Raw genomic sequence first — 18,740 nt, forward strand, 5'->3', positions numbered from 1 at the left:
TGCATCGCCTGACGGTGCGCGTGGACCGTGCCGAGCACGTGGCCGAGACCGCGGCCCTGATCGAACGGGTGCTGCTGCGCCGGCATCGCGACGTCGACGACGTGCGCCTGGTGGTGCCCGAGGCCCTGCTGCGGCAGCAGCAGCGCACGCAGCGGATCTTCAACGTGGTCATGGGCACGATCGCGGGGATCTCGCTGCTCGTGGGTGGGATCGGCATCATGAACATCATGCTGGCCAGCGTGCTCGAGCGGACCCGCGAGATCGGCATCCGCCGCGCGGTGGGCGCCCGGCAGGCCGACGTGCTCGCGCAGTTCCTGACCGAGGCCGTGGTGGTGTCGGTGCTCGGCGGGCTGCTGGGCATCGGGCTGGGCTTCGTGCTCACCGCCGCGATCTCGGCCACGGCCGGGTGGCCGGTGGCGATCTCGGTGCCGGGCGTGGTGCTGGCCTTCGGGGTCTCGGTGATGGTCGGCGTGGTCTTCGGCTTCGTCCCGGCGCGCAATGCCGCGCGCCTGGATCCCATCGAGAGCCTCCGTTACGAGTGATGGCATGAGCATCGAGTACGAACCCATCGGAGTCTTCCACACGCCGTTCACCCGGGCCCGCGGCATGCCGGTGCAACCGAGCGGGGCGAAGGGCGTGCGTGGGACCATCGAGATCGAGCCGCGCTTCCGCGACGGACTCCGCGACCTCGACGGCTTCTCGCACGTGATCGTGCTCTACCACCTGCACCGGATCGAGGGCTACGAGCTGATCGTCACGCCGTACCTCGACACCGAGCAGCACGGGATCTTCGCGACCCGCTCGCCGCGGCGTCCGAATCCGATCGGGCTGTCCGTGCTGCACCTCGAACGCATCGAGAACGGCACCCTGTTCGTCGAGGGCGTCGACGTGCTCGACGGCACGCCGGTGCTCGACCTCAAGCCCTTCGTTCCCGACTTCGACGCGCGCGACGTCCTGCGCCTGGGCTGGCTGGAGACGGTGTCCGGCGACGCCCGGCACCGGCGCAGCGACGGTCGCTTCCACCCGGACGAGTGATCACGCCATGATCCGAGACCTCGTGTTCGCCCTGTTGCTGATCCCCGCCGTCGTCGCGGCCGACGACGCGGTCGTCCTCACGCTGGACCAGGCGGTCGACCTCGCGCTCGAACGCAGCTTCGAGGCCCGCACGCTCCGGCTCGACCTCTACCGTGCCGAGCAGAACGCCGAGGCCGCACGAGGTCGCTTCAAGAGCTTCGCCGATCTCGAGTTCCGGACGCCCAGCTACGACCAACGCTTCTTCGAGAAGCCGGTGCCCGGGCAACCGAGCGTGTTCGAACAGACCGAAGCCTTCGAGTGGGAGGGGAGCCTGAGTCTGAACCAGCCGCTGCCCACCGACGGTCTGATCACTCTGAGCAGTTCGCTGCGGCTGTTGCAGCAGCAGACCTTCCTCGAGGTCGAGGACACCGAGTTCGAGGACAACCGGTTCTTCACGTCGATGCGTCTGGGCATCAGCCAGCCACTCTTCGTCCCGAACGAGCTGGCTCTCGGACGCGAGCGCGCCGAGCTCGAACTCGACCGGGCCCGGATGCGCTTCACGCGCACCGAACTCGACGTGATCTACCGCGTGACCGAGGGCTTCTTCTCGTTGTTCCGCGCCCAGCAGCAGCTGGAGATCGCGCGGTCCACGCGCGACCAGCAGCTCGAGAGTTCCGACCTGGCCCAGCGGAAGTACGAGGCGGGGCTGATTCCCGAGGTCGAGGCCCTGCAGATGCAGGTGGACCTGGCCCGGAGCGAGAGCGAACTGCTGCAGGCCCGTGGCACCCTGGTGCGGGCGCGCGATTCCTTCTTGCTGACCGTCGGCCTGGCGATGGAGGAGTCCGTCGAGGTCCGGGCGAGCGTGAGCGTGCCGGAGGTCGAAATCGATCCGGACTTCGCGCTGGAGCACGCCCTCGAGCACCGCAACGAGATCCGGGAGGGACGGATCGACGAGCGCCTGGCCGAGATCACGCTGAAGCAGACCGACGCTCGGCGCACCGTGCGCGGCGAACTCCGCGGCTTCTACGACATCAGTGGGATCAGCGACGACGCACTGCGCGACAGCGGATCGGTCCCCGACCTTCTCGACTCGAGTTTCGACGATCTTCGCGAGCGTCCGGACAATCGCGGCGTGAGCTTGAGCCTGAGCGTTCCCCTGTGGGACTCGGGGGTGAACGCGGCGGAGGTCGCGGCCGCCGAGGCGACACTCGAACGGCAGGAGCTGGACGCCGCCGAGGCCCGACGTCGGGTGGTCCGCGACGTGCGTTCGACGCTGGCCCGTGTCCGCGAGTCGAGACAGAGGCTCGACGTGCTCCAACGGAGCGAGACGGTGGCCGAACGCAGCTACGAGATCAGCCGGGCACGCTTCGACAACGGCGAGATCACCAGCCAGGATCTCGCCCTCGATCGTGATCGGCTCGTGCAGGCACGGCAGGCCACGCTCGACGCCTCCATCCAGCTGCGGTTGGCCCTCGCCGATCTGGCCCGGCAGACGCTCTTCGACTTCGAGGACCGTCGGAGTCTGGTGGGCGAGGGCTGAGGGGGCGCTCCGCATCCGCGCACCGGCCCGTCACGAAAGGACTCACGAGCCGCGGACGTTCCGGGATGACCCCGGTCCCCCTCGCTCCGGCCGCGCAGCGTCTTCCCACTGGGGAAATCCCGCACAGGAGAGCTGCTCCGGATCGTGGCGAGCGACGGCTGCTCGTGCTCCGGCCGAGGCGTGATCGCGTCGGCCGTGCGCGGACGAGGAGACCGCGAGCCCCGACGCCGGGAGGCCCGAATCCATGCCGATCTTCCACTTGCGGAGCCGCCAGCATCTGGATCGCCCGCGCGACGAAGTCTTCGGCTTCTTCGCGAAGGCCGCGAACCTCGGCGTGATCACCCCCGACTGGCTGCGGTTCGAGATCCTCACGCCAGGCGATCCCGCGATGCGGGTGGGGTTGCTGCTCGACTACCGGATCCGCCTGCGGGGCATTCCGATGCGGTGGCAGAGCGAGATCACGACGTGGGAACCGCCCCACCGCTTCGTCGACGAGCAGCGCCGCGGGCCCTACTCGCGGTGGCACCACACCCACTCATTCCGCGCCGACGGCGACACCACCTGGGTCGAGGACCACGTCGAGTACGCCTCGATCGGCGGTCACCTGGCGAACAAGCTGTTCCTCGAGCCACAGCTCCGCGCGATCTTCGAGCACCGGCAGCGGGTGATCGGTGAGATGTTCGGCGATGTCACGCCACCCGTCACCGAGCTCCTCGGCACGAAGGCCCCCGTGGGTGGCGTCCGGCCCGGGGCGGTCGACGGCGCATGAGGATTGCGATCGTGGGAGCGGGGATCAGTGGTCTGGTGTGCGCGCACCTGCTGCATCGCGACCACGAAGTGACCGTGTTCGAGGCGGCCGACCACATCGGAGGCCACACGAACACCGTCGACGTCGAGGATCCCACGGGGACGGTCCCGGTCGACACCGGGTTCATCGTGTTCAACGAGGTCAACTACCCGAACTTCGTGCGTCTGCTCGAGGAACTCGGGGTGGAATCGCGGTCCACCCGTATGGGATTCTCGGTGCGCGACGACCGCGACGGCACCGAGTACGCCGGGGCTTCTCTCGGCCACGTGTACGCGCAGAAGCGGAATCTGCTGAAGCCGGGGTTCCACCGCATGGTCTACGATCTGCTTCGGTTCTACCGCGAGGCTCCGGGTCTGCTCGAGGGCGACGACCAGCGGACACTCGGCCAGTACCTGCGCCAGAACGGCTACGGTCGACGATTCGTCGAGCAGCACATCGTGCCCATGGGGGCCGCTCTCTGGTCGTGCAGCGAGCGGCAGATGGACGACTTCCCCGCCCGGTTCTTCGTGCAGTTCATGCACAACCATCGCATGCTGCACCTGAAGGGCCGTCCCGGCTGGCGCGTGATCGAGGGCGGTAGTCGGGAGTACGTGAAGAAGATGGTGGCTCCGTTCCGCGAGAAGATCCACCTGGGTACGCCGGTCGAGACCGTCGACCGCGACGTGAACGGGGTGACCGTGAAGGCGCGCGGGCACGAGGCCGCGCGATTCGACCGCGCGATCCTGGCCTGTCATTCCGACCAGGCCCTGCGGCTCCTCGGCGACGACGCCACCGACAGCGAGCGCCAGGTGCTGGGAGCGATCCCATATTCGGTGAACGACACGGTCCTGCACACCGACACCCGGGTCCTGCCACGGACACCGAAGACCTGGTCGAGCTGGAACTACCGGGTCCGCCCGGACCGCGACACCATCGACACGGCCACCGTGACCTACCACATGAACCAGCTCCAGAGTCTGCAGGCCGAGCGCGACTACTGCGTCACGTTGAACGACCACGATCTCGTCGACGACGAATCGGTCCTGCGACGGTTCCGCTACGAACACCCGCAGTACACCACGGCCGGGGTCGCGGCCCAGCAGCGTTACGACGAGATCTCGGGCATCCACCACACGTGGTTCTGCGGAGCCTACTGGGGATGGGGCTTCCACGAGGACGGCGTGCGCAGCGCCCTGCGGGTCTGTGAGGACTTCGGTGCCCGACTCGGAGGTGAGCCGTCGTGACCAGCGCGATCTACGAAGGACGGGTGCGCCATCGACGCTTCGCTCCCGTGGGCCACTCCTTCGCCTACGGCGTCGCCATGCTGTACCTCGACCTCGACGAGGTGGAGACGGTGCTCTCGAAGGCACCGCTCGCGGCCGTCCGTGGGATCGCTCCGTTGCGTTTCGCCGCACGGGACTACCTTCCCGAGCGCCCGCGGCCCGACGACGTGGTGTCGTTGAAGTCGGCGGTGCTCGATCGGGTGGAGGCGGCGACGGGAGAGCGGCCCGACGGTGCGGTGCGCCTGCTCACCCACGTGCGCACCTTCGGCCACGTCTTCAATCCCGTCAGTTTCTACTACTGCTTCGACCGCGACGGCCAACGCGTGGCCGCCGTGCTGGCGGAGATCACGAACACACCGTGGCGCGAGCGCCACTGCTACGTGGTCCGACCGCCCGAGACCTCGCGTCGGGGCTCGTGGCACGAGTTCGACAAGGACTTCCACGTCTCTCCCTTCATGCCCATGGATCAGAGCTACCGGTGGTTCTTCGCGCCGCCCGAGGACTCGCTGCTGGTGCACATGGAGAACTTCCAGGACAGCGAACGGCGCTTCGATGCCACGCTCCGCCTCGAGCGCAGGCCTCTCGACCGGAAGGGGCTGCTGCGCGTCCTCCTGCGGTACCCATTGATGACCTTGCAGGTGGTCGTGGGGATCCACTGGCAGGCCCTGCGCTTGTGGCGCAAGCGCGTGCCCTTCTTCTCGCACCCGAAGAACGACCGAAACCACGCGGACGGTCCCGTGGCCTCCGCCGACGGCCCCCGGAGTCGGACGACATGACCAGTGTCACCCATTCCCCGGGCCGGCCCCGCACCCGCGCGGCCCGTCCGGACGAGCGATTGGCGCGCCACCTCTTCTTCCGGGTGCTGCGCGGTATGCGGCACGGACGCCTGGAGATCGTCGAGGACGACGAGCGCCACGCCTTCGGGCCCGATCCCGAGGGCAGCGAGCTGCACGTCGAGGTCCGCATCCACGATCCGTCGTTCTATCCGTCCATGCTGCTCGAGGGCACGGTCGGAGTCGGCCGGGCCTTCATCGAGGAACACTGGACCTGCGACGACCTGGGTGGGCTGATCCGGCTGTTCGTGCGCAACGGTGCCACGCTGAACACCTGGCGCAGCAGCTGGGCCTGGTTGACGAGACCGCTGCAGCGCGCGTGGTTGTGGGCCCGTCGCAACACCATGGAGGGCTCGCGGCGCAACATCCACGAGCACTACGACCTGGGCAACGACTTCTTCGCCACCTTCCTCGATCCCACCATGATGTACTCGGCGGCCTTCTACCCGAGTGCGGAGTCGACACTGGAAGAAGCGTCGGTGGCCAAGCTGCACCGGATCTGCCGGAAGCTCGATCTGAACCCCGACGACCGGGTACTGGAGATCGGCACCGGCTGGGGCGGATTCGCCATCCTGGCGGCCCGTGACTATGGCTGCCATGTGACCACGATCACCATCAGCGAGGAGCAGTACGCCTGGGTCGTCCGACGCGTGCACGACGAAGGGCTGGAGGGTCGTGTCGACGTGCGTCTGTGTGACTACCGTGAGATCGACGGCCACTACGACAAGCTCGTGTCGATCGAGATGATCGAAGCCGTGGGGGCCGACCATCTCGACACCTTCGCTCGCGTGTGCGGCGAGCGTCTGAAGCCCGATGGACGCATGCTCCTGCAGGCCATCGTGATCGACGACCGGGTGTACGACGCCGCCGTACGCTCCGTCGACTACATCAAGAAGTTCGTGTTCCCGGGCAGTTTCATTCCCTCGCTCCAGGTGATCCAGGACGCCATGAAGCGGCGTACCGACCTGCGACTGCTGCACGTCGAGGACTTCGGGGACCACTACGCGCGTACCCTGAGCGACTGGCACGACCGCTTCGAGGACGCGGCCGATCGGATCCGCGCGCTGGGATTCGACGACGCCTTCCTTCGACGCTGGCGGTTCTACTTCAAGTACTGCGAGGGTGGGTTCGCCGAACGCCGTATCGGCGTGCAACAGATCGTGGCGGGCAAGCCGCTCGATCGCCGCCCCGTGGTGTATGGGCGGGTCTGACGCGTGGACGTCTCGCTCCCGACACTCGGTCCTCTGGGCATCGGATTGGCCGGCGCGGCGGCGCTGCAGCTGGTGCTTTACCTCGTCATGCTCCGCACGCGCAACGCCGGGATCGTCGATGCCGGGTGGGCCACGTCGTTGGCGTTGATGGGGATCGGCTATCCCTTCCTGTACGAGGGCGAGCCGGGGCGAGAGGTGTTGATCGCGGTCCTGGTGGGGAGTTGGGGTGGACGCCTGGCCTGGCACCTGTGGGTCGATCGCGTGATCGGACAGCCCGAAGAGGGCCGCTATCTCCGTCTTCGCGAGATCTGGGGCGACCGGGCCGACCTGCACTTCCTGTGGTTCTTCCAACTGCAGGCCGCGCTGGCCGTGGTCCTGTCGCTTCCCTTCGCCTACGCGGCATCGAGCTCGGCGCCGTTCCCCGCCGCGTTCGACTTCGCGGCCGTCGGACTGTGGATCGCCGGCATCGTCGGTGAATCGTTGGCCGATCGGCAGCTCGCGCGCTTCAAGCGGAGGCCCGACTCGAAGGGGAGAACCTGCCGCGAAGGGCTGTGGAAGTACTCGCGGCACCCCAACTACTTCTTCGAGTGGATCCTCTGGTGCTCCTTCGCCGCGGCCGGAACCGCTGCGACCGGAGGCTGGCTGGGCTGGCTCTCGCCGCTGATCCTCTACCTGTTGATCAACCACGTCACCGGGATTCCCCCGACCGAGGCCCAGGCGTTGCGCAGCCGCGGCGACGACTATCGCGAGTACCAGCGCACGACGAGCCCGTTCTTCCCCTGGTTCCCTCGAACCCCACAGGAACGACCATGACCGCAGTGCAGCCGAGTGCGTCCGCCAACACCGTCGAGGCCCTGCTCGATCGGAACATGGTTCCCGACCCGGTGATCCGGCTCGGCATCCGCCGGCGTTGTGCCCGCAAACTGCGCGAGCTGAGCGGTCCGGGCGTCGAGGAACGGCACGAGCTCGAGCGTGCCTTCGTCGACGGTCTGCGCGCGAGCGAGGTCGCGATCCACACCGACAAGGCCAACGAGCAGCACTACGAACTGCCGCCGGAATTCTTCGAACGCGTCCTGGGGCCGCGCCTGAAGTACAGCTCCGGGTACTGGCCCGCGGGTGTCGACTCGCTCGAGGACAGCGAGGTGGCGATGCTCGACCTGTACCTCGAGCGCGCGAAGATGGTCGACGGTCAGGACATCCTGGAGCTGGGGTGCGGGTGGGGGTCGCTCACGTTGTACATGGCCGAGACGATGCCCAACAGCCGGATCACGGCGGTGAGCAATTCGGCCCCGCAGCGGGCCTTCATCCTGGGCCGGGCCCGTGAACGGGGTCTCGACAACGTCGAGGTGATCACCGAGGACGTGAATCGTCTGGATCTCGACCGGAAGTTCGACCGCGCGATCAGTATCGAGATGTTCGAGCACATGAAGAACTACGAGCGGCTGCTCGGACGGATCGCGGGGATGCTGAAGAGCGGCGGGCTGCTCTTCGTGCACATGTTCACGCACCGTCGGCACAGCTATCACTACGAGGTGAAGCACGACGGGGACTGGATGGCGCGCTACTTCTTCACGGGGGGCACCATGGCGGCCGACGACCTCATGCTGCGCTTCCAGAACGATCTGGTCGTCCGTGATCACTGGCGATTGCCCGGCTCCCACTACGAGAAGACCAGCAATGCCTGGTTGCGTCGCATGGATTCGCAGCGCGCCGAGATCGTGCCCGTTCTGGCCGAGACCTACGGAGAGGACGAGGTCGTCCGCTGGTGGTCGCGATGGCGGATCTTCTTCATGGCCTGTGCCGAGATGTTCGGCTACGACGGGGGCCGCGAATGGCTCGTGTCGCACTATCTCATGCAGAAGCGCGATTGAGCCCGCCGACCCGGGCGGAGATCGTGGTACACTCGTCGTTGTCGGCGAAGGACATCGGGGGAAGGATCGGCATCCAGAGTTCGGACTCCCGAATCGCCCGGTGACGAGACACGGCGTCACCACGTCCGGTCCCCGTCGACAGCTTCCCTGAGTGCGGAAACGAAGACCCCGGCCGCGAGCGCGACCGGGGTCTTCGTACGTTCGGCGGCAGACGAGATGCGCCTCAGCGACCGCCGGCGACGGTTCCGGAGGACTCCCGGAAGTCTTCGATCCGCGTTGTGACGTCGGCCGCTTCGGGCAGGTCGAGGTCGAGGTAGTGGATCGTGTTCTCGGCGTCGACCACCTCGCCGTCTTCGATCTCCAGGTCGATCCGACCGACGAACTTCCCCTGGCTGTTGGCGGCCACGATCCGGGTGGGCCCGAACTGTCGGGGGCGTGGCAGCGCGTTGTCGAGGATCCCGTCGACGATCAGGTCCATCTGCTGGAAACCGCCCTGGTGGAGCTCGCGCAGCAACGCCAGGCTGTTGCTGCGCTTCAGGCTCGTGAGGATCACCACCACGTCGGCCTTCGCGTCCATCTCGGGAAGCCACGTCCGCATGGCGGTGGCGGGATCGACGGCCTCGACGTTCCCGGCCTTCACCACGTAGCTCGCGTCGAGGTACGCGGGATCGACGACGCTGGTCACGGCGATGCGTACGCCGTCGCGCTCCACCACGGAGTAGGGGTCGAAGACGAGATCTCCACCCCGCTGCACGTTGGCGCTCACGAAGTCCAGTCCGGTGGAGGCGGCCACCCGGCCGACGGCGTCCACACCGTGGCCCAGCTCGTAGGGGCCGATCCCGACGATCTCGTAGCCCATGGTCGCGGTCTCCGCCGCGACGAAACGGCTCTGCTCCAGGGTGTCCCGGGTGGGGTCGCCGAAGAGACTGCCGGCGTCGAGGAGCAGGGCATCGGGGCGTTCGGACCGGATGCCGCGGATCACGTCGGCGCGACGGGCCAACCCGCCCAGTGGCCGCGACGGGCAACCACAGTCGTCGATCTCGGCACGTACGGCGCCATTGTAGAGGATCGTCAGCGTGGTCGAGTCGGCGGCGGCAGGGGGGACGGGTCCGATCAGGAGCAGGGTGCAGAAACTCGTGGCGACCGCGAGCGCACGAGCGGTGGCTCGGCGGGGCGGTCGCACGTCGACGAACATGAGCGTGGTCTCCCGGGCTGCTGTGGGCAGGTTCGTGGCCGGCGTCGGGAGGACGTCGCGGCGCAGGATCGATGTCGGGGATGATCGTCGATCCGCGCCCGCGCTGCCGTCATCCATCGGTAAAACCCCCTCGTCCCCGGGGGTTGCATCCGGCCGGAGGCCGGCCCGCTGCGGGCCGGAGCCTCCGTGATCCCCGGGAGGGAAGTTCCGGGGGCGGACACCCCGGCCCTGGACCGGCGGTCGTCCACTCAGGAGGCGAACGCCTGCTCGAGCATCAGACCCCAGCGGGTGCGGAGGGTCGGTCGCAGGGCGAAGATCTCGTCGAGGTCGGTGCGCAGCGCGCGTCGGATCTTTGCGGCGAGAGACGGGCTGACCACGGGCTCGAGCGAGAGTTCCCGGTGGATCTGCTCGGTCCGATCGATCCATCGGGGCATGAGGTCCTCCTCCAACTGATGCTGAACGACCCCCGTCTCTGTCAAGGCGTGTCGTAGACCGCGTGGCAGCTGGGCCAGCCGATCGGCCGGTGCGGTGAGCACGAGGGGCGTGTTCTCGATCGGGAACCCCACGCGGGCCGCGATCGACGGGATCCGGGCGAGGGGGACACGATCGGTGCTCAGGGCCAGGTCGGCGCTCGGGAGCAGTTCGACCGGCACGCGCGCGCCCTCGATGTCGACGGGCCCACGGGCCAGGCCCAGGAGGATCTCGGTCGCGTCGCCGTCCGTTCCCGGCCCGATCGAGCTCCAGTCCACGCGGGCGTCCAGGTGTGCGAACCAGTCGTTCACCGGAGCGCGGAGTCGATGCGCCCGTGCGTCGGAGAGTTCGTCGCGGTCCAGGACCACGCGTCGTCCCCGTGAGGGGGTGAAGGCTTGACCGCGGCGGCCGTAGGCCAGGCGCGGCAGGATCCGTTCGGCCGTCATGCGAGGCGTCACGTGCAGCTCGGTGCTGCCGGCGTTGCCGGGGGACTTCCAGCGGCGGACCATGGCCGCGGCCTGCTGACGACGGAGCTCGGCCGCCAGCGCTGCGATCGGTTCGCGCACCACCTGCACGACGAAGCCGTCGGCACCGATCAGGGCTCGTAGATGGCGGCGGACCTGAGCGCCGGCGACACGGCCGTCGCGGCACACGAGACCGCGCGTGGCCTCGGCCAGGGATGGAGGATCGGTCCGGTCGTGGGCGCCGGTCACGAGTGTCTCGGTACGCTCGGGCTCGAGCACCTGGCCCCGGCCGGCGGCGACGACGGCGCGCCACGTGCCGCGATCGTCGATCCCCGGGCCCAACCAGAACAGCATGCGGGGGGAGTTCACGCGAACGCCTCCTTGCGAGCGGCGATGACGCTCGCTTCCTGCGGAACGAGTTTGCGCTGCGCGGCGCCGGCGATGTGGCGCGCGATCAGGGCGGGTTCGGCTGCCGGATGACCGTTGTCCACGATCATGTCCGGGGAGCGCGGAGCCTCGTAGTCCAGATCCAGGCCCACCACGTCGTCGCGTTCGCCACGGAGCGCGGCCAGATAGTGCTGCTCGCGGTCCCGCGTGAGGCACACGTCGAGCGGGGTGGACACGTAGACTTCGAAGTAGCGGTCGAAGCAACGGCGGTTCCGGTCGCGGACGGACTGCTCGATCGAGTTCAGGGCGCAGATCACGTCGAATCCCTGCCTCTCGAGCACGGCGCAGAGATCCGCGGTGCGGGTCTCGCGTCGCGAGCGGGCTTCCCGTGTGAACGACAGCTCGGCGGTGCGACCGTCGACGGCTGCCCGCAGGTCGTCGCCGTCCAGGAGAACCGTCTGCGGTCGTTGTCGTTTCCAGAGGTCGACGAGGACGCGGGCGATGCTGGACTTGCCGGCACCGGACAGTCCGACCAACCAGAGAACCATGGGAAGCCTGCCTGGGTCGCAGCCTTGGATGTCGCATCGAAGCCGGGTGACGCGGTGCCGAGCAAGACCGGCGCCGGTGGGGCAGGACCTTCCCCCGATCCTGGAGGATTTCCCCAAACGGCTGTGGTGTCGTGGGTTGCGGGGGCGAGTCGAGGGGCAGGACTTGCCGCCCCTCGCCGCGTCGCGGGGTCCGTGTCCGGAAAATGGCCGGCGCGTCGGCCGGGGGTGAACGGGAACCGTGCGATCCCGCGGGATCAGCCGGAGGTCTGTCCGAGGACGCGGAGCACGGCGTCCTCGAGGTCCCGTTCGTCGCCGTCGGCGTATCCCTGGTGACGCCAGGCGATGGTCCCGTCGGGGGCGATCAGGAAGGTGGTGGGGAGGACCCGGACGCCGAGGGCCTCGCCTCCGGCGCGGTCGGGATCGCGCAACGCCGGGAAGGTGAATCCCTTGTCCTCGAACCAGGGCTCGATCCGATCGACCATGCGTTCGGAGTCCCAGCTCACCGCCCACAATTGCACGCCCCGATCGGCGTACTCCGCGCGGAGGGCGTCGTAGGCGGGCATGGCCTTCTTGCAGGGCGCGCACCACGTGGCCCAGAAGTCCAGGATCACGGGCCCACGCTCCAGGGCGTCGGCGAGGCGGTGCTCCCCCCCGTCGAGATCGACGAACACCAGCTCGGAAGGCGTGACCGTCGCGGTGTCCTCCGTGGCTTCCCCGTTCGCCGTCGTGGTGAGCCCCTCGATCCACGAGCGGGGTGCGAGGAGCGCGACCAGGGCCAGCACCACGAGCACCAGCGAGATCCGCAACGACCAGTTCGAGCGCATGGATCCGACCTCCGGGGAACGACCTCGAGCAACAGGGTAACCCCGTCTTCCGGTCCTGCGTAGGCCCGTCTTTCCAAGCACCCGCGCGGGGTTTACCATCGCCGCTCCGCCGGCGTTCCCTCGCGTGGCGTCGGCTCCAGTCCCCATCCCGGAGACAACGATGCGCGATCGGTTCCGCTTCCGCCCGGCCCTCGTCGTCCTCGTCGCTCTCGTCGTGCTGGCCCCGGCCGAGGCCCCGGCGCAGACCGAGTTCGATCTCCTGAACCTCTACCGCGACGAGATCAGCCGCCTGGTCGACGCACCGGGTGCCTCCCGGAGCGTGGCCGCGGGCCGGATCAACCCGGCCGCCTGGGCGGTGCAGGGTCGGGGTGGTGTCTACTTCGGATGGGAGGACTTCGAGAACGACACTTCGGTCGACGACTGGATCGGTGTGGCTTCGTTGCGGTACCTGGGTTTCGCGGTGCGACACCGCTCGGTGGACGACGTACCGCTGACCGGAGGGCAGCTCTACGACGCCAGCAAGACCGAGTACACCCTCGGTCTGAGCCTCGGCGACAAGAGCACGTCGGTGGGCACGAGTCTCACCTGGGACCGTGGCGATCGGAACCTGCTCGGGGACTCGCGCCGCTGGGTGAACGGTGCGATCTACCGGAGTTCGTGGGGCTCACTCGGGATCAACACCGTCTACGACTTCGACCTCTCGCAGTCGCTCGATCAGGTCGATCTGGGACTGCGTCCCTTCGGTCCGCGGGTGACCTTCTTCGCCGACTTCCTGGGTTGGTACGACCAGAGCGGATCGTGGCTCAGCTTCGACTACGACGAGACCCTCGTCGGCTACGGCGTCGAGGTCCAGCCGATCGCCGGATTGAAGGTCGGCTTCCGCGCCGACGACGAGGGCTTCATGGGTTTCCGCGTGAACCTCGGTTTCGACACCTTCCGTCCCTCGGCCCGCTATCGGATCGACGACGACGGCGACCACGTGGCCACCACCTACGCGGTCGAATTCGCGCCCGGTCCCGACCTGCGCGACGCCTGGCCGGGTGGTGGTCCGGGCGAGGGCATCTACCCGGAGATCTCGCTGAAGGGTCCCGTGACCTATCGGCACTACGGGTGGTTCGACGACCGCACGCGCTTCGTGGAGCTGCTGCGGCGTATCGACTCGATCGCCGAGAACCCGAGGACCGACGGCGTCATCCTGAATCTCTCGGGCGTGCAGATGAACGTGGCCCTGCACTGGGAGCTGCGCAAGCAGCTCGCCGGCCTGCGCGCCAATGGCAAGAAGGTCCTGGTGTACGCCGATCGGTTGACGCTGCCGTCGTACATGATGGCGACCGTGGCCGACGAGTTGTGGCTCGATCCCCAGGGAGGGATCGACATGATCGGCCTGAACATCGGCCGCAGTTACTACGCCGACATGCTCGAGAAGGCCGGCATCGGTTTCGACGAGTGGCGTTTCTTCGAGTACAAGAGCGCCCTCGAGGGCTTCGCGCGCGACTCCTTCAGCGACGGCGCCGAGGAGCAGTTGCGGGCCGTCCTCGACAGCTTCTGGCGCGACATGCTCACGCCGATCGCCCACGCCCGTGGACTGTCGATCGAGGAACTCGAGCGGATCGTCGACGAGAAGGGCAATGTGATCCCGCGCGAGGCCGAGGAACTCGGCCTGGTCGACATGCTCGGAACCCTGTCCGATCTCCGGCAGAACAAGCAGGAAGCGCGGAGGCGCCCGGGCGTGGACGACGACGTCGCCCTGCTCGGTGCGACCTTCGGTGATCCCGTCTGGCGGAGCGAGGAGTGGGGCGAGGCGCCGCGGATCGCGGTGGCCTACGCCATCGGTCCCACGCAGATGGACTCGGGGATCCGCGCCCGCGAGCTCAGCGAGTGGCTGCGCGCGAAGCGGGAGGACCCGGGGGTGGCCGCCATCGTGCTCCGCGCCGACTCTCCCGGTGGCGACGGTCTGGCCAGCGAACTCGTCGCGCGCGAGATCCGCAAGACCAAGGACGTCAAGCCGATCATCGTGAGCCAGGGCCGGGTCGCCGGTTCGGGCGGATACTGGATCTCGATGGACGGAGACGCGATCGTCGCCTCGCCCTTCACGATCACCGGCTCGATCGGCGTGATCGGTGCCCACGTCTACGACGACGGCATCGCCGAGCGCCTCGGGATCGACTACGACCACGTGCAACGCGGGAGCGGAGCCGATCTGTTCGACGGTCCGTCGCTTCCGCTCGTCGGTCTCTCGATCCCGCATCGTCCGGCCACCGACGAGGAGCGAGCCCGGATCCGGGACCTGATCCTCGAGTTCTACGACGACTTCGTGGAGAAGGTCGCCGAGGGCCGCGGCATGACCCCGCAGGAAGTCGAGGAGATCGCCCAGGGACGGATCTGGAGCGGTACCGACGGCGAGGACATCGGCCTGGTCGACGAGGTCGCCGGGATGTGGTCGGCGATCATCATGGCCAAACAGGCGGCGGGTCTGGACGCCGACGACCGCGTGCAGCTCGTCGAGGGACCGGAGCTCGGCTTCCTGCCGCCCGATCTCTTCCGGCCGAACCTGCTCCCGATCCGTCTGGCGGCCTGGTTCACGGGCGACGAGCTGGTGCGCCCGATGCCGGCCGAAGCCGATCCGGCGGCCGCGGTCGAGTTGCCCGCGGGTCTCGCCCGGATCGTCGCCCCCGCGCAGTGGGAATCGTTGTCGGGTCCGGCGCGACTCTACCTCCTGCATCTGCTGTCGGCACCCACGCAGCCGCGCGCGATCATGGAACCCTACGAACTGAACGTCGATCGCGACGCGCGCTCCCGATGAACGCGCCGCGGTCGCGGACCATGTATCACTCCGGGGGTCGGCCTCACTTCCAGTGCAGGTCGACCACCAGCGGGAAGTGATCGCTGGCGATCCGCGTGTCGTCGCGTTCGAGGCCCGCTGCGCGGAGGGTCTCCTCCGACATCCGTCCCGTGTCGAGCACGTAGTGCCGTGGGGTGTCGACCACCGAGTCGCTCACGAAGACCCAGTCGAGGCGGCCGGGTCCGAAGCGCGAGCCCCGGACGTCCCAGGTGTGGAGGAAGGGCTGCTCGACGTGGCGCAGCGGCACGTCGCGGAGCGGGGTGCCGTCCCAGTCGGGAGGGGAGTCGGGGCCGAAGCGGTTTTCGTCACTCACGTCGCCGGTCATGACCGTGTCGAGTTGCTGGCGTTCGCCCACGAGGTTGAAATCGCCGGCCAGGACGAACGGGGTGCGATCGTCGAGCTCGATCCGTCCGCCGGGCGTCCGCGCGTCGCGCAGGAAGCGGATCACACCGTCGGCCTCGATCTGTCGCATCGAGTCGGCGTCGCAGCAGCGCCAGTGGTTCGCCATCACCAGGACGTCGCGCTCGGGCGTGTCGAGGAGGGCTGCGGTGATCCGGTGGTCTTCCTCGGTCTCGTCGACGTCGCCGATCACCGACCACGCGCGGAGAACGGGATACCGGCTGAGGATCACGTTGCCGCCGTCCTCGCGGGCGGGGTGCCAACCGGACAGGTCGCGGTCGAGGAGCGCACCCAGTCGCACGCGCACCTGCTCGCCGTCGTGGTCCCAGACCTCGGCGAAGACCCAGACGTCCGGATCGATCGTGGTCAGCACGCGTCGTAGTGCCGCCTGGCGCGCGACGTCGCCGGTCTCGAAGAGGCCGTCGTCCTGGATGTTCCAGGACACCAACCGGAGGTCGGTCCGTGCTGCGCGCTCGAGGGGGATCGGGGTGATCGGCTCGCGGTCTTCGGGCCAGACCAGGGTGAACGAGCCGTCGTCGGGAGCACGGTCGCGGCTGCGTTCGTCGACGATCGCCAGGTGGATCGCGCGGCCCGCGAAGAGGTCGTGACGATCGAGGCCGCGGGGAATCGTGACCTCGAGCGTGGAGGCCGTCACGGTCGGTGCCACCAGCACGCCCAGGAAGTCGCGGAGTGTCGTGTCGTCGCCGAGCGGGGGTTCGTATCCGTCGACGTGCAGTTCCCCCGTCCGGTCTCCGATGTCCCACACCACTTCGGCGCCGAGGCGGCCGACGCGCCGGCCGGTGTCGACATCACGGTCGGCGTCGATCACGAGGAGCAGTCCGGGCTCCTCGTCCCCGTTCTCGACGGTCGAGAATCGGAGCCCGACGTGCAGGAACGACGCGTCGACGCGCGCGAGGAGCGCGGTGATGTCCCGTCCCGGTCGTCCACCGGCGGCGGCGTGCCGCGGGTCTCCGGTGGGGTCGGAGACGTGGAGGGCGTCGGCGGGCCAGTCGTCGAGGCGGCCGTCGAGGCGCCAGCCCGTGGCCTCGGCCACGGGTGGGCCAGCGATCAACGTGATCAGCGCGAGCAGCAGGAACGACGTCCTCACGGCCCTCCTTCTTCCTCCGCCCCGCTCACGGCGCGGTGGTCCATGCCGGCGATGCGGGCGGCGTCCCCTCCGGTCTCCAGCAACGGTGCCCGAGCGAGGATGCTATGGGGGACCGCCGGCGCCGGCAACGCTTCCCGTATCGCGCCGGGATCGGCGGGCCCGGCCCCGGGCCGCCGCACCGAGGGGCGCACCGGCTGGGCTCACGGCCGTATCCTGCGCAATGGCAAGCTCTTGGGTGTGTAGTGAACTTGTGCTGCCACCTTGACCGTCGCCCTCGCGGGACCTAGTCTGCAGCTTCGATCCCCCTGCTCCGGCCTGCGCGCGCCCCGAACCAACGCGCGCCTCGCGCCGACCAAGACATCCGGGGCCTTCCGATGAATACCGACAAGGATTGCCTGTTCCTGCGCGCCGCGCGGCGCGAGACGACGCCGCGTCCCCCCGTGTGGATGATGCGGCAGGCGGGGCGCTACCTGCCCGAGTACCGGGCCGTGCGCGAGACCGCGAGCTTCCTGGATCTCTGCCATCAGCCCGACCTGGCGGTCGAGGTCACCATGCAGCCGATCCGGCGCTACGATTTCGACGCCGCGATCATCTTCTCCGACATCCTCGTTCCCTGCATCCCCATGGGTGCGGACTTCGGATTCGGCGGGGGGCCGCCGCGCCTGGACGAACCCTTCGACACCCCCGAGGCCCTGGCCCGGTTGAAGGTCGTGGACGCGCGCAAGGACCTGCCGTGGATCCACGACGCGCTGGCCGGCGTGCGCGAGCAGCTCGACGCGTCGAAGGCCCTGCTCGGCTTCGCCGGCGCGCCGTTCACGCTGTTCTGCTACCTGGTCGAGGGCGAGGGCTCGAAGCTCTTTCCCAAGACCAAGTCGCTCATGTGGACGAACCCGAAGCTGGCCGACGAGATCCTCTCGATGCTCACCGAGCAGATCGGGGCGTACCTGGTCGAGCAGGTGCGTTCGGGGGCCGACGCGGTGCAGCTCTTCGACACCTGGGGCGGGCTGCTGCATCCGCAGGACTTCGAGACCTTCGCGTTGCCCTATGCGCGCAGGATCTTCGAGCGCGTCACGGCCGAGACCGGCGCGCCGATCATCTACTACGTGAACGGCAATCCGGCGCTGCTGCCGGCGCAGGCCGGCTCGGGATGCTCGATCGTCGGCGTCGACTGGCGCATGCCGCTCGATCAGGTCGCCGCGACCATTCCGGCCGACATCGGCATCCAGGGCAACCTCGACCCCATGCTCCTGTTGACCGATCCGGAAACCGTGCGCACGCGAACGCGTTCCATGATCGAGTCGCTCGGCGGACGACCGGGCTACATCTGCAACCTGGGACACGGTGTGACCCCGCCGACCCCACTCGAGAACGTCGCCGCGTTCGTCGACGCCGTGAAGTCGATGGCGCCCGCCGCAGAGGGGGAATCGCGATGACTTCCGAGGTCCGACGCGCGCTGCCCGAAGGGACCGAGGAACTGCTGGCGAAGTACGACCGCGCCGGCCCGCGCTACACGAGCTATCCCACCGCGCCCGCCTGGCGCGAGATGGGACCCGAAGACATGCGCGACGCCCTCCGTCGCTACGCTGCGGCCGACGACGCGGGAACGGCCCCTCCGTTGTCCCTGTACGTCCATGTCCCCTTCTGCGCCGAGCGGTGTCTGTACTGCGGATGCAACGTGGTGATCGCCCCGCGCGACAAGGTCAGTGAACCCTATCTCGACGCGCTCGACCAGGAGATCACGCTGCACGTGAAGGAGCTCGGCGCGCGCCGGCGGGTGAGCCAGTTGCACCTCGGCGGGGGCACGCCGACGTATCTGCAGCCCGCCCAGCTCGAGCGCATGATCGGCTGGCTGAAGGAGCGTTTCGAGTTCCTGCCCGACGCCGAGCTGTCGATCGAGGTCGACCCGGTGGTCACCACCGAGGACCACGTGCGCACCCTGCGGAAGATCGGCTTCAACCGGATC

General features: G+C 68.6%; 17 protein-coding genes. 12 read left to right on the forward strand and 5 right to left on the reverse strand.

The features are described 5' to 3' along the window. From VKA86_09395 to VKA86_09435, 9 genes are all read left to right on the forward strand, one after another. Positions 1-542: FtsX-like permease family protein (locus tag VKA86_09395; GenBank protein ID HKK71418.1), on the forward strand; the 542-nt coding region annotated here is incomplete at its 5' end. Between the two features lie 4 nt (positions 543-546). Beyond that, on the forward strand, positions 547-1,035 hold the full coding sequence (gene tsaA / locus VKA86_09400) for a tRNA (N6-threonylcarbamoyladenosine(37)-N6)-methyltransferase TrmO (protein ID HKK71419.1): 489 nt from the start codon (positions 547-549) through the stop codon (positions 1,033-1,035). Positions 1,036-1,042: 7 nt separating this feature from the next. Next, a complete protein-coding gene (locus tag VKA86_09405; GenBank protein HKK71420.1) occupies positions 1,043-2,554 on the forward strand; it encodes a TolC family protein in 1,512 nt (503 codons plus the stop codon). Positions 2,555-2,798: 244 nt separating this feature from the next. After that, positions 2,799-3,323: an SRPBCC family protein gene (locus VKA86_09410; protein ID HKK71421.1), complete on the forward strand. Its 525-nt coding sequence runs from the start codon at positions 2,799-2,801 to the stop codon at positions 3,321-3,323. Further along, entirely contained in the window at positions 3,320-4,585 is a 1,266-nt protein-coding gene (locus VKA86_09415; protein ID HKK71422.1) for an FAD-dependent oxidoreductase, read from the forward strand. The genes VKA86_09410 and VKA86_09415 overlap by 4 nt, the downstream gene beginning before the upstream one ends. Beyond that, on the forward strand, positions 4,582-5,400 hold the full coding sequence (locus tag VKA86_09420) for a DUF1365 domain-containing protein (GenBank protein HKK71423.1): 819 nt from the start codon (positions 4,582-4,584) through the stop codon (positions 5,398-5,400). The genes VKA86_09415 and VKA86_09420 overlap by 4 nt, the downstream gene beginning before the upstream one ends. Then, entirely contained in the window at positions 5,397-6,668 is a 1,272-nt protein-coding gene (locus tag VKA86_09425) for a cyclopropane-fatty-acyl-phospholipid synthase family protein (protein HKK71424.1), read from the forward strand. Before VKA86_09420 ends, VKA86_09425 begins: the two co-directional genes overlap by 4 nt. A gap of 3 nt (positions 6,669-6,671) precedes the next feature. Next, complete coding sequence (locus VKA86_09430) at positions 6,672-7,481, forward strand: DUF1295 domain-containing protein (GenBank protein ID HKK71425.1); 810 nt, start codon at positions 6,672-6,674, stop codon at positions 7,479-7,481. Then, a complete protein-coding gene (locus VKA86_09435) occupies positions 7,478-8,539 on the forward strand; it encodes a cyclopropane-fatty-acyl-phospholipid synthase family protein (GenBank protein HKK71426.1) in 1,062 nt (353 codons plus the stop codon). Before VKA86_09430 ends, VKA86_09435 begins: the two co-directional genes overlap by 4 nt. Before the next feature lie 223 nt (positions 8,540-8,762). Here the strand turns inward: VKA86_09435 and VKA86_09440 are convergent, their stop codons facing one another. The 4 genes from VKA86_09440 to VKA86_09455 form a co-directional block, all read right to left on the reverse strand. Next, positions 8,763-9,734, reverse strand: a complete 972-nt coding sequence (locus VKA86_09440) for a hypothetical protein (protein HKK71427.1) — start codon at positions 9,732-9,734, stop codon at positions 8,763-8,765. A 248-nt stretch (positions 9,735-9,982) separates the two neighbouring features. After that, complete coding sequence (locus VKA86_09445) at positions 9,983-11,038, reverse strand: hypothetical protein (GenBank protein ID HKK71428.1); 1,056 nt, start codon at positions 11,036-11,038, stop codon at positions 9,983-9,985. Continuing rightward, on the reverse strand, positions 11,035-11,604 hold the full coding sequence (locus VKA86_09450) for an adenylyl-sulfate kinase (protein HKK71429.1): 570 nt from the start codon (positions 11,602-11,604) through the stop codon (positions 11,035-11,037). Before VKA86_09450 ends, VKA86_09445 begins: the two co-directional genes overlap by 4 nt. A 254-nt stretch (positions 11,605-11,858) precedes the next feature. Beyond that, a complete protein-coding gene (locus VKA86_09455; protein HKK71430.1) occupies positions 11,859-12,428 on the reverse strand; it encodes a TlpA disulfide reductase family protein in 570 nt (189 codons plus the stop codon). A gap of 160 nt (positions 12,429-12,588) precedes the next feature. Between VKA86_09455 and VKA86_09460 the strand changes: the two genes are divergently transcribed. After that, complete coding sequence (locus VKA86_09460; GenBank protein HKK71431.1) at positions 12,589-15,231, forward strand: S49 family peptidase; 2,643 nt, start codon at positions 12,589-12,591, stop codon at positions 15,229-15,231. A 43-nt stretch (positions 15,232-15,274) separates the two neighbouring features. Here VKA86_09460 and VKA86_09465 read toward each other — a convergent pair whose 3' ends face one another. Then, on the reverse strand, positions 15,275-16,777 hold the full coding sequence (locus VKA86_09465) for an endonuclease/exonuclease/phosphatase family protein (GenBank protein ID HKK71432.1): 1,503 nt from the start codon (positions 16,775-16,777) through the stop codon (positions 15,275-15,277). Positions 16,778-17,151: 374 nt separating this feature from the next. On the opposite strand from VKA86_09465, the gene hemE reads away from it, so the two are divergent. Both hemE and VKA86_09475 read left to right on the forward strand, forming a co-directional pair. Further along, positions 17,152-18,210, forward strand: a complete 1,059-nt coding sequence (gene hemE, locus VKA86_09470; GenBank protein ID HKK71433.1) for a uroporphyrinogen decarboxylase — start codon at positions 17,152-17,154, stop codon at positions 18,208-18,210. Continuing rightward, on the forward strand, positions 18,207-18,740 hold a 534-nt coding region (locus VKA86_09475), incomplete at its 3' end, for a radical SAM protein (protein ID HKK71434.1). The genes hemE and VKA86_09475, both read left to right, overlap by 4 nt.

The organism is Candidatus Krumholzibacteriia bacterium (genome assembly GCA_035268685.1).
In the GTDB taxonomy this organism is placed as follows: domain Bacteria; phylum Krumholzibacteriota; class Krumholzibacteriia; order JAJRXK01; family JAJRXK01; genus JAJRXK01.

Excerpts from the sequence above, each read along its gene's own strand:
- tsaA (HKK71419.1), top strand. The coding sequence starts at position 547 with ATGAGCATCGAGTACGAACCCATCGGAGTCTTCCACACGCCGTTCACC.
- VKA86_09405 (HKK71420.1), top strand. The coding sequence starts at position 1,043 with ATGATCCGAGACCTCGTGTTCGCCCTGTTGCTGATCCCCGCCGTCGTC.
- VKA86_09435 (HKK71426.1), top strand. The coding sequence starts at position 7,478 with ATGACCGCAGTGCAGCCGAGTGCGTCCGCCAACACCGTCGAGGCCCTG.
- VKA86_09410 (HKK71421.1), top strand. The coding sequence starts at position 2,799 with ATGCCGATCTTCCACTTGCGGAGCCGCCAGCATCTGGATCGCCCGCGC.
- hemE (HKK71433.1), top strand. The coding sequence starts at position 17,152 with ATGAATACCGACAAGGATTGCCTGTTCCTGCGCGCCGCGCGGCGCGAG.
- VKA86_09440 (HKK71427.1), bottom strand. The coding sequence starts at position 9,734 with ATGTTCGTCGACGTGCGACCGCCCCGCCGAGCCACCGCTCGTGCGCTC.
- VKA86_09450 (HKK71429.1), bottom strand. The coding sequence starts at position 11,604 with ATGGTTCTCTGGTTGGTCGGACTGTCCGGTGCCGGCAAGTCCAGCATC.
- VKA86_09455 (HKK71430.1), bottom strand. The coding sequence starts at position 12,428 with ATGCGCTCGAACTGGTCGTTGCGGATCTCGCTGGTGCTCGTGGTGCTG.
- VKA86_09415 (HKK71422.1), top strand. The coding sequence starts at position 3,320 with ATGAGGATTGCGATCGTGGGAGCGGGGATCAGTGGTCTGGTGTGCGCG.
- VKA86_09460 (HKK71431.1), top strand. The coding sequence starts at position 12,589 with ATGCGCGATCGGTTCCGCTTCCGCCCGGCCCTCGTCGTCCTCGTCGCT.
- VKA86_09425 (HKK71424.1), top strand. The coding sequence starts at position 5,397 with ATGACCAGTGTCACCCATTCCCCGGGCCGGCCCCGCACCCGCGCGGCC.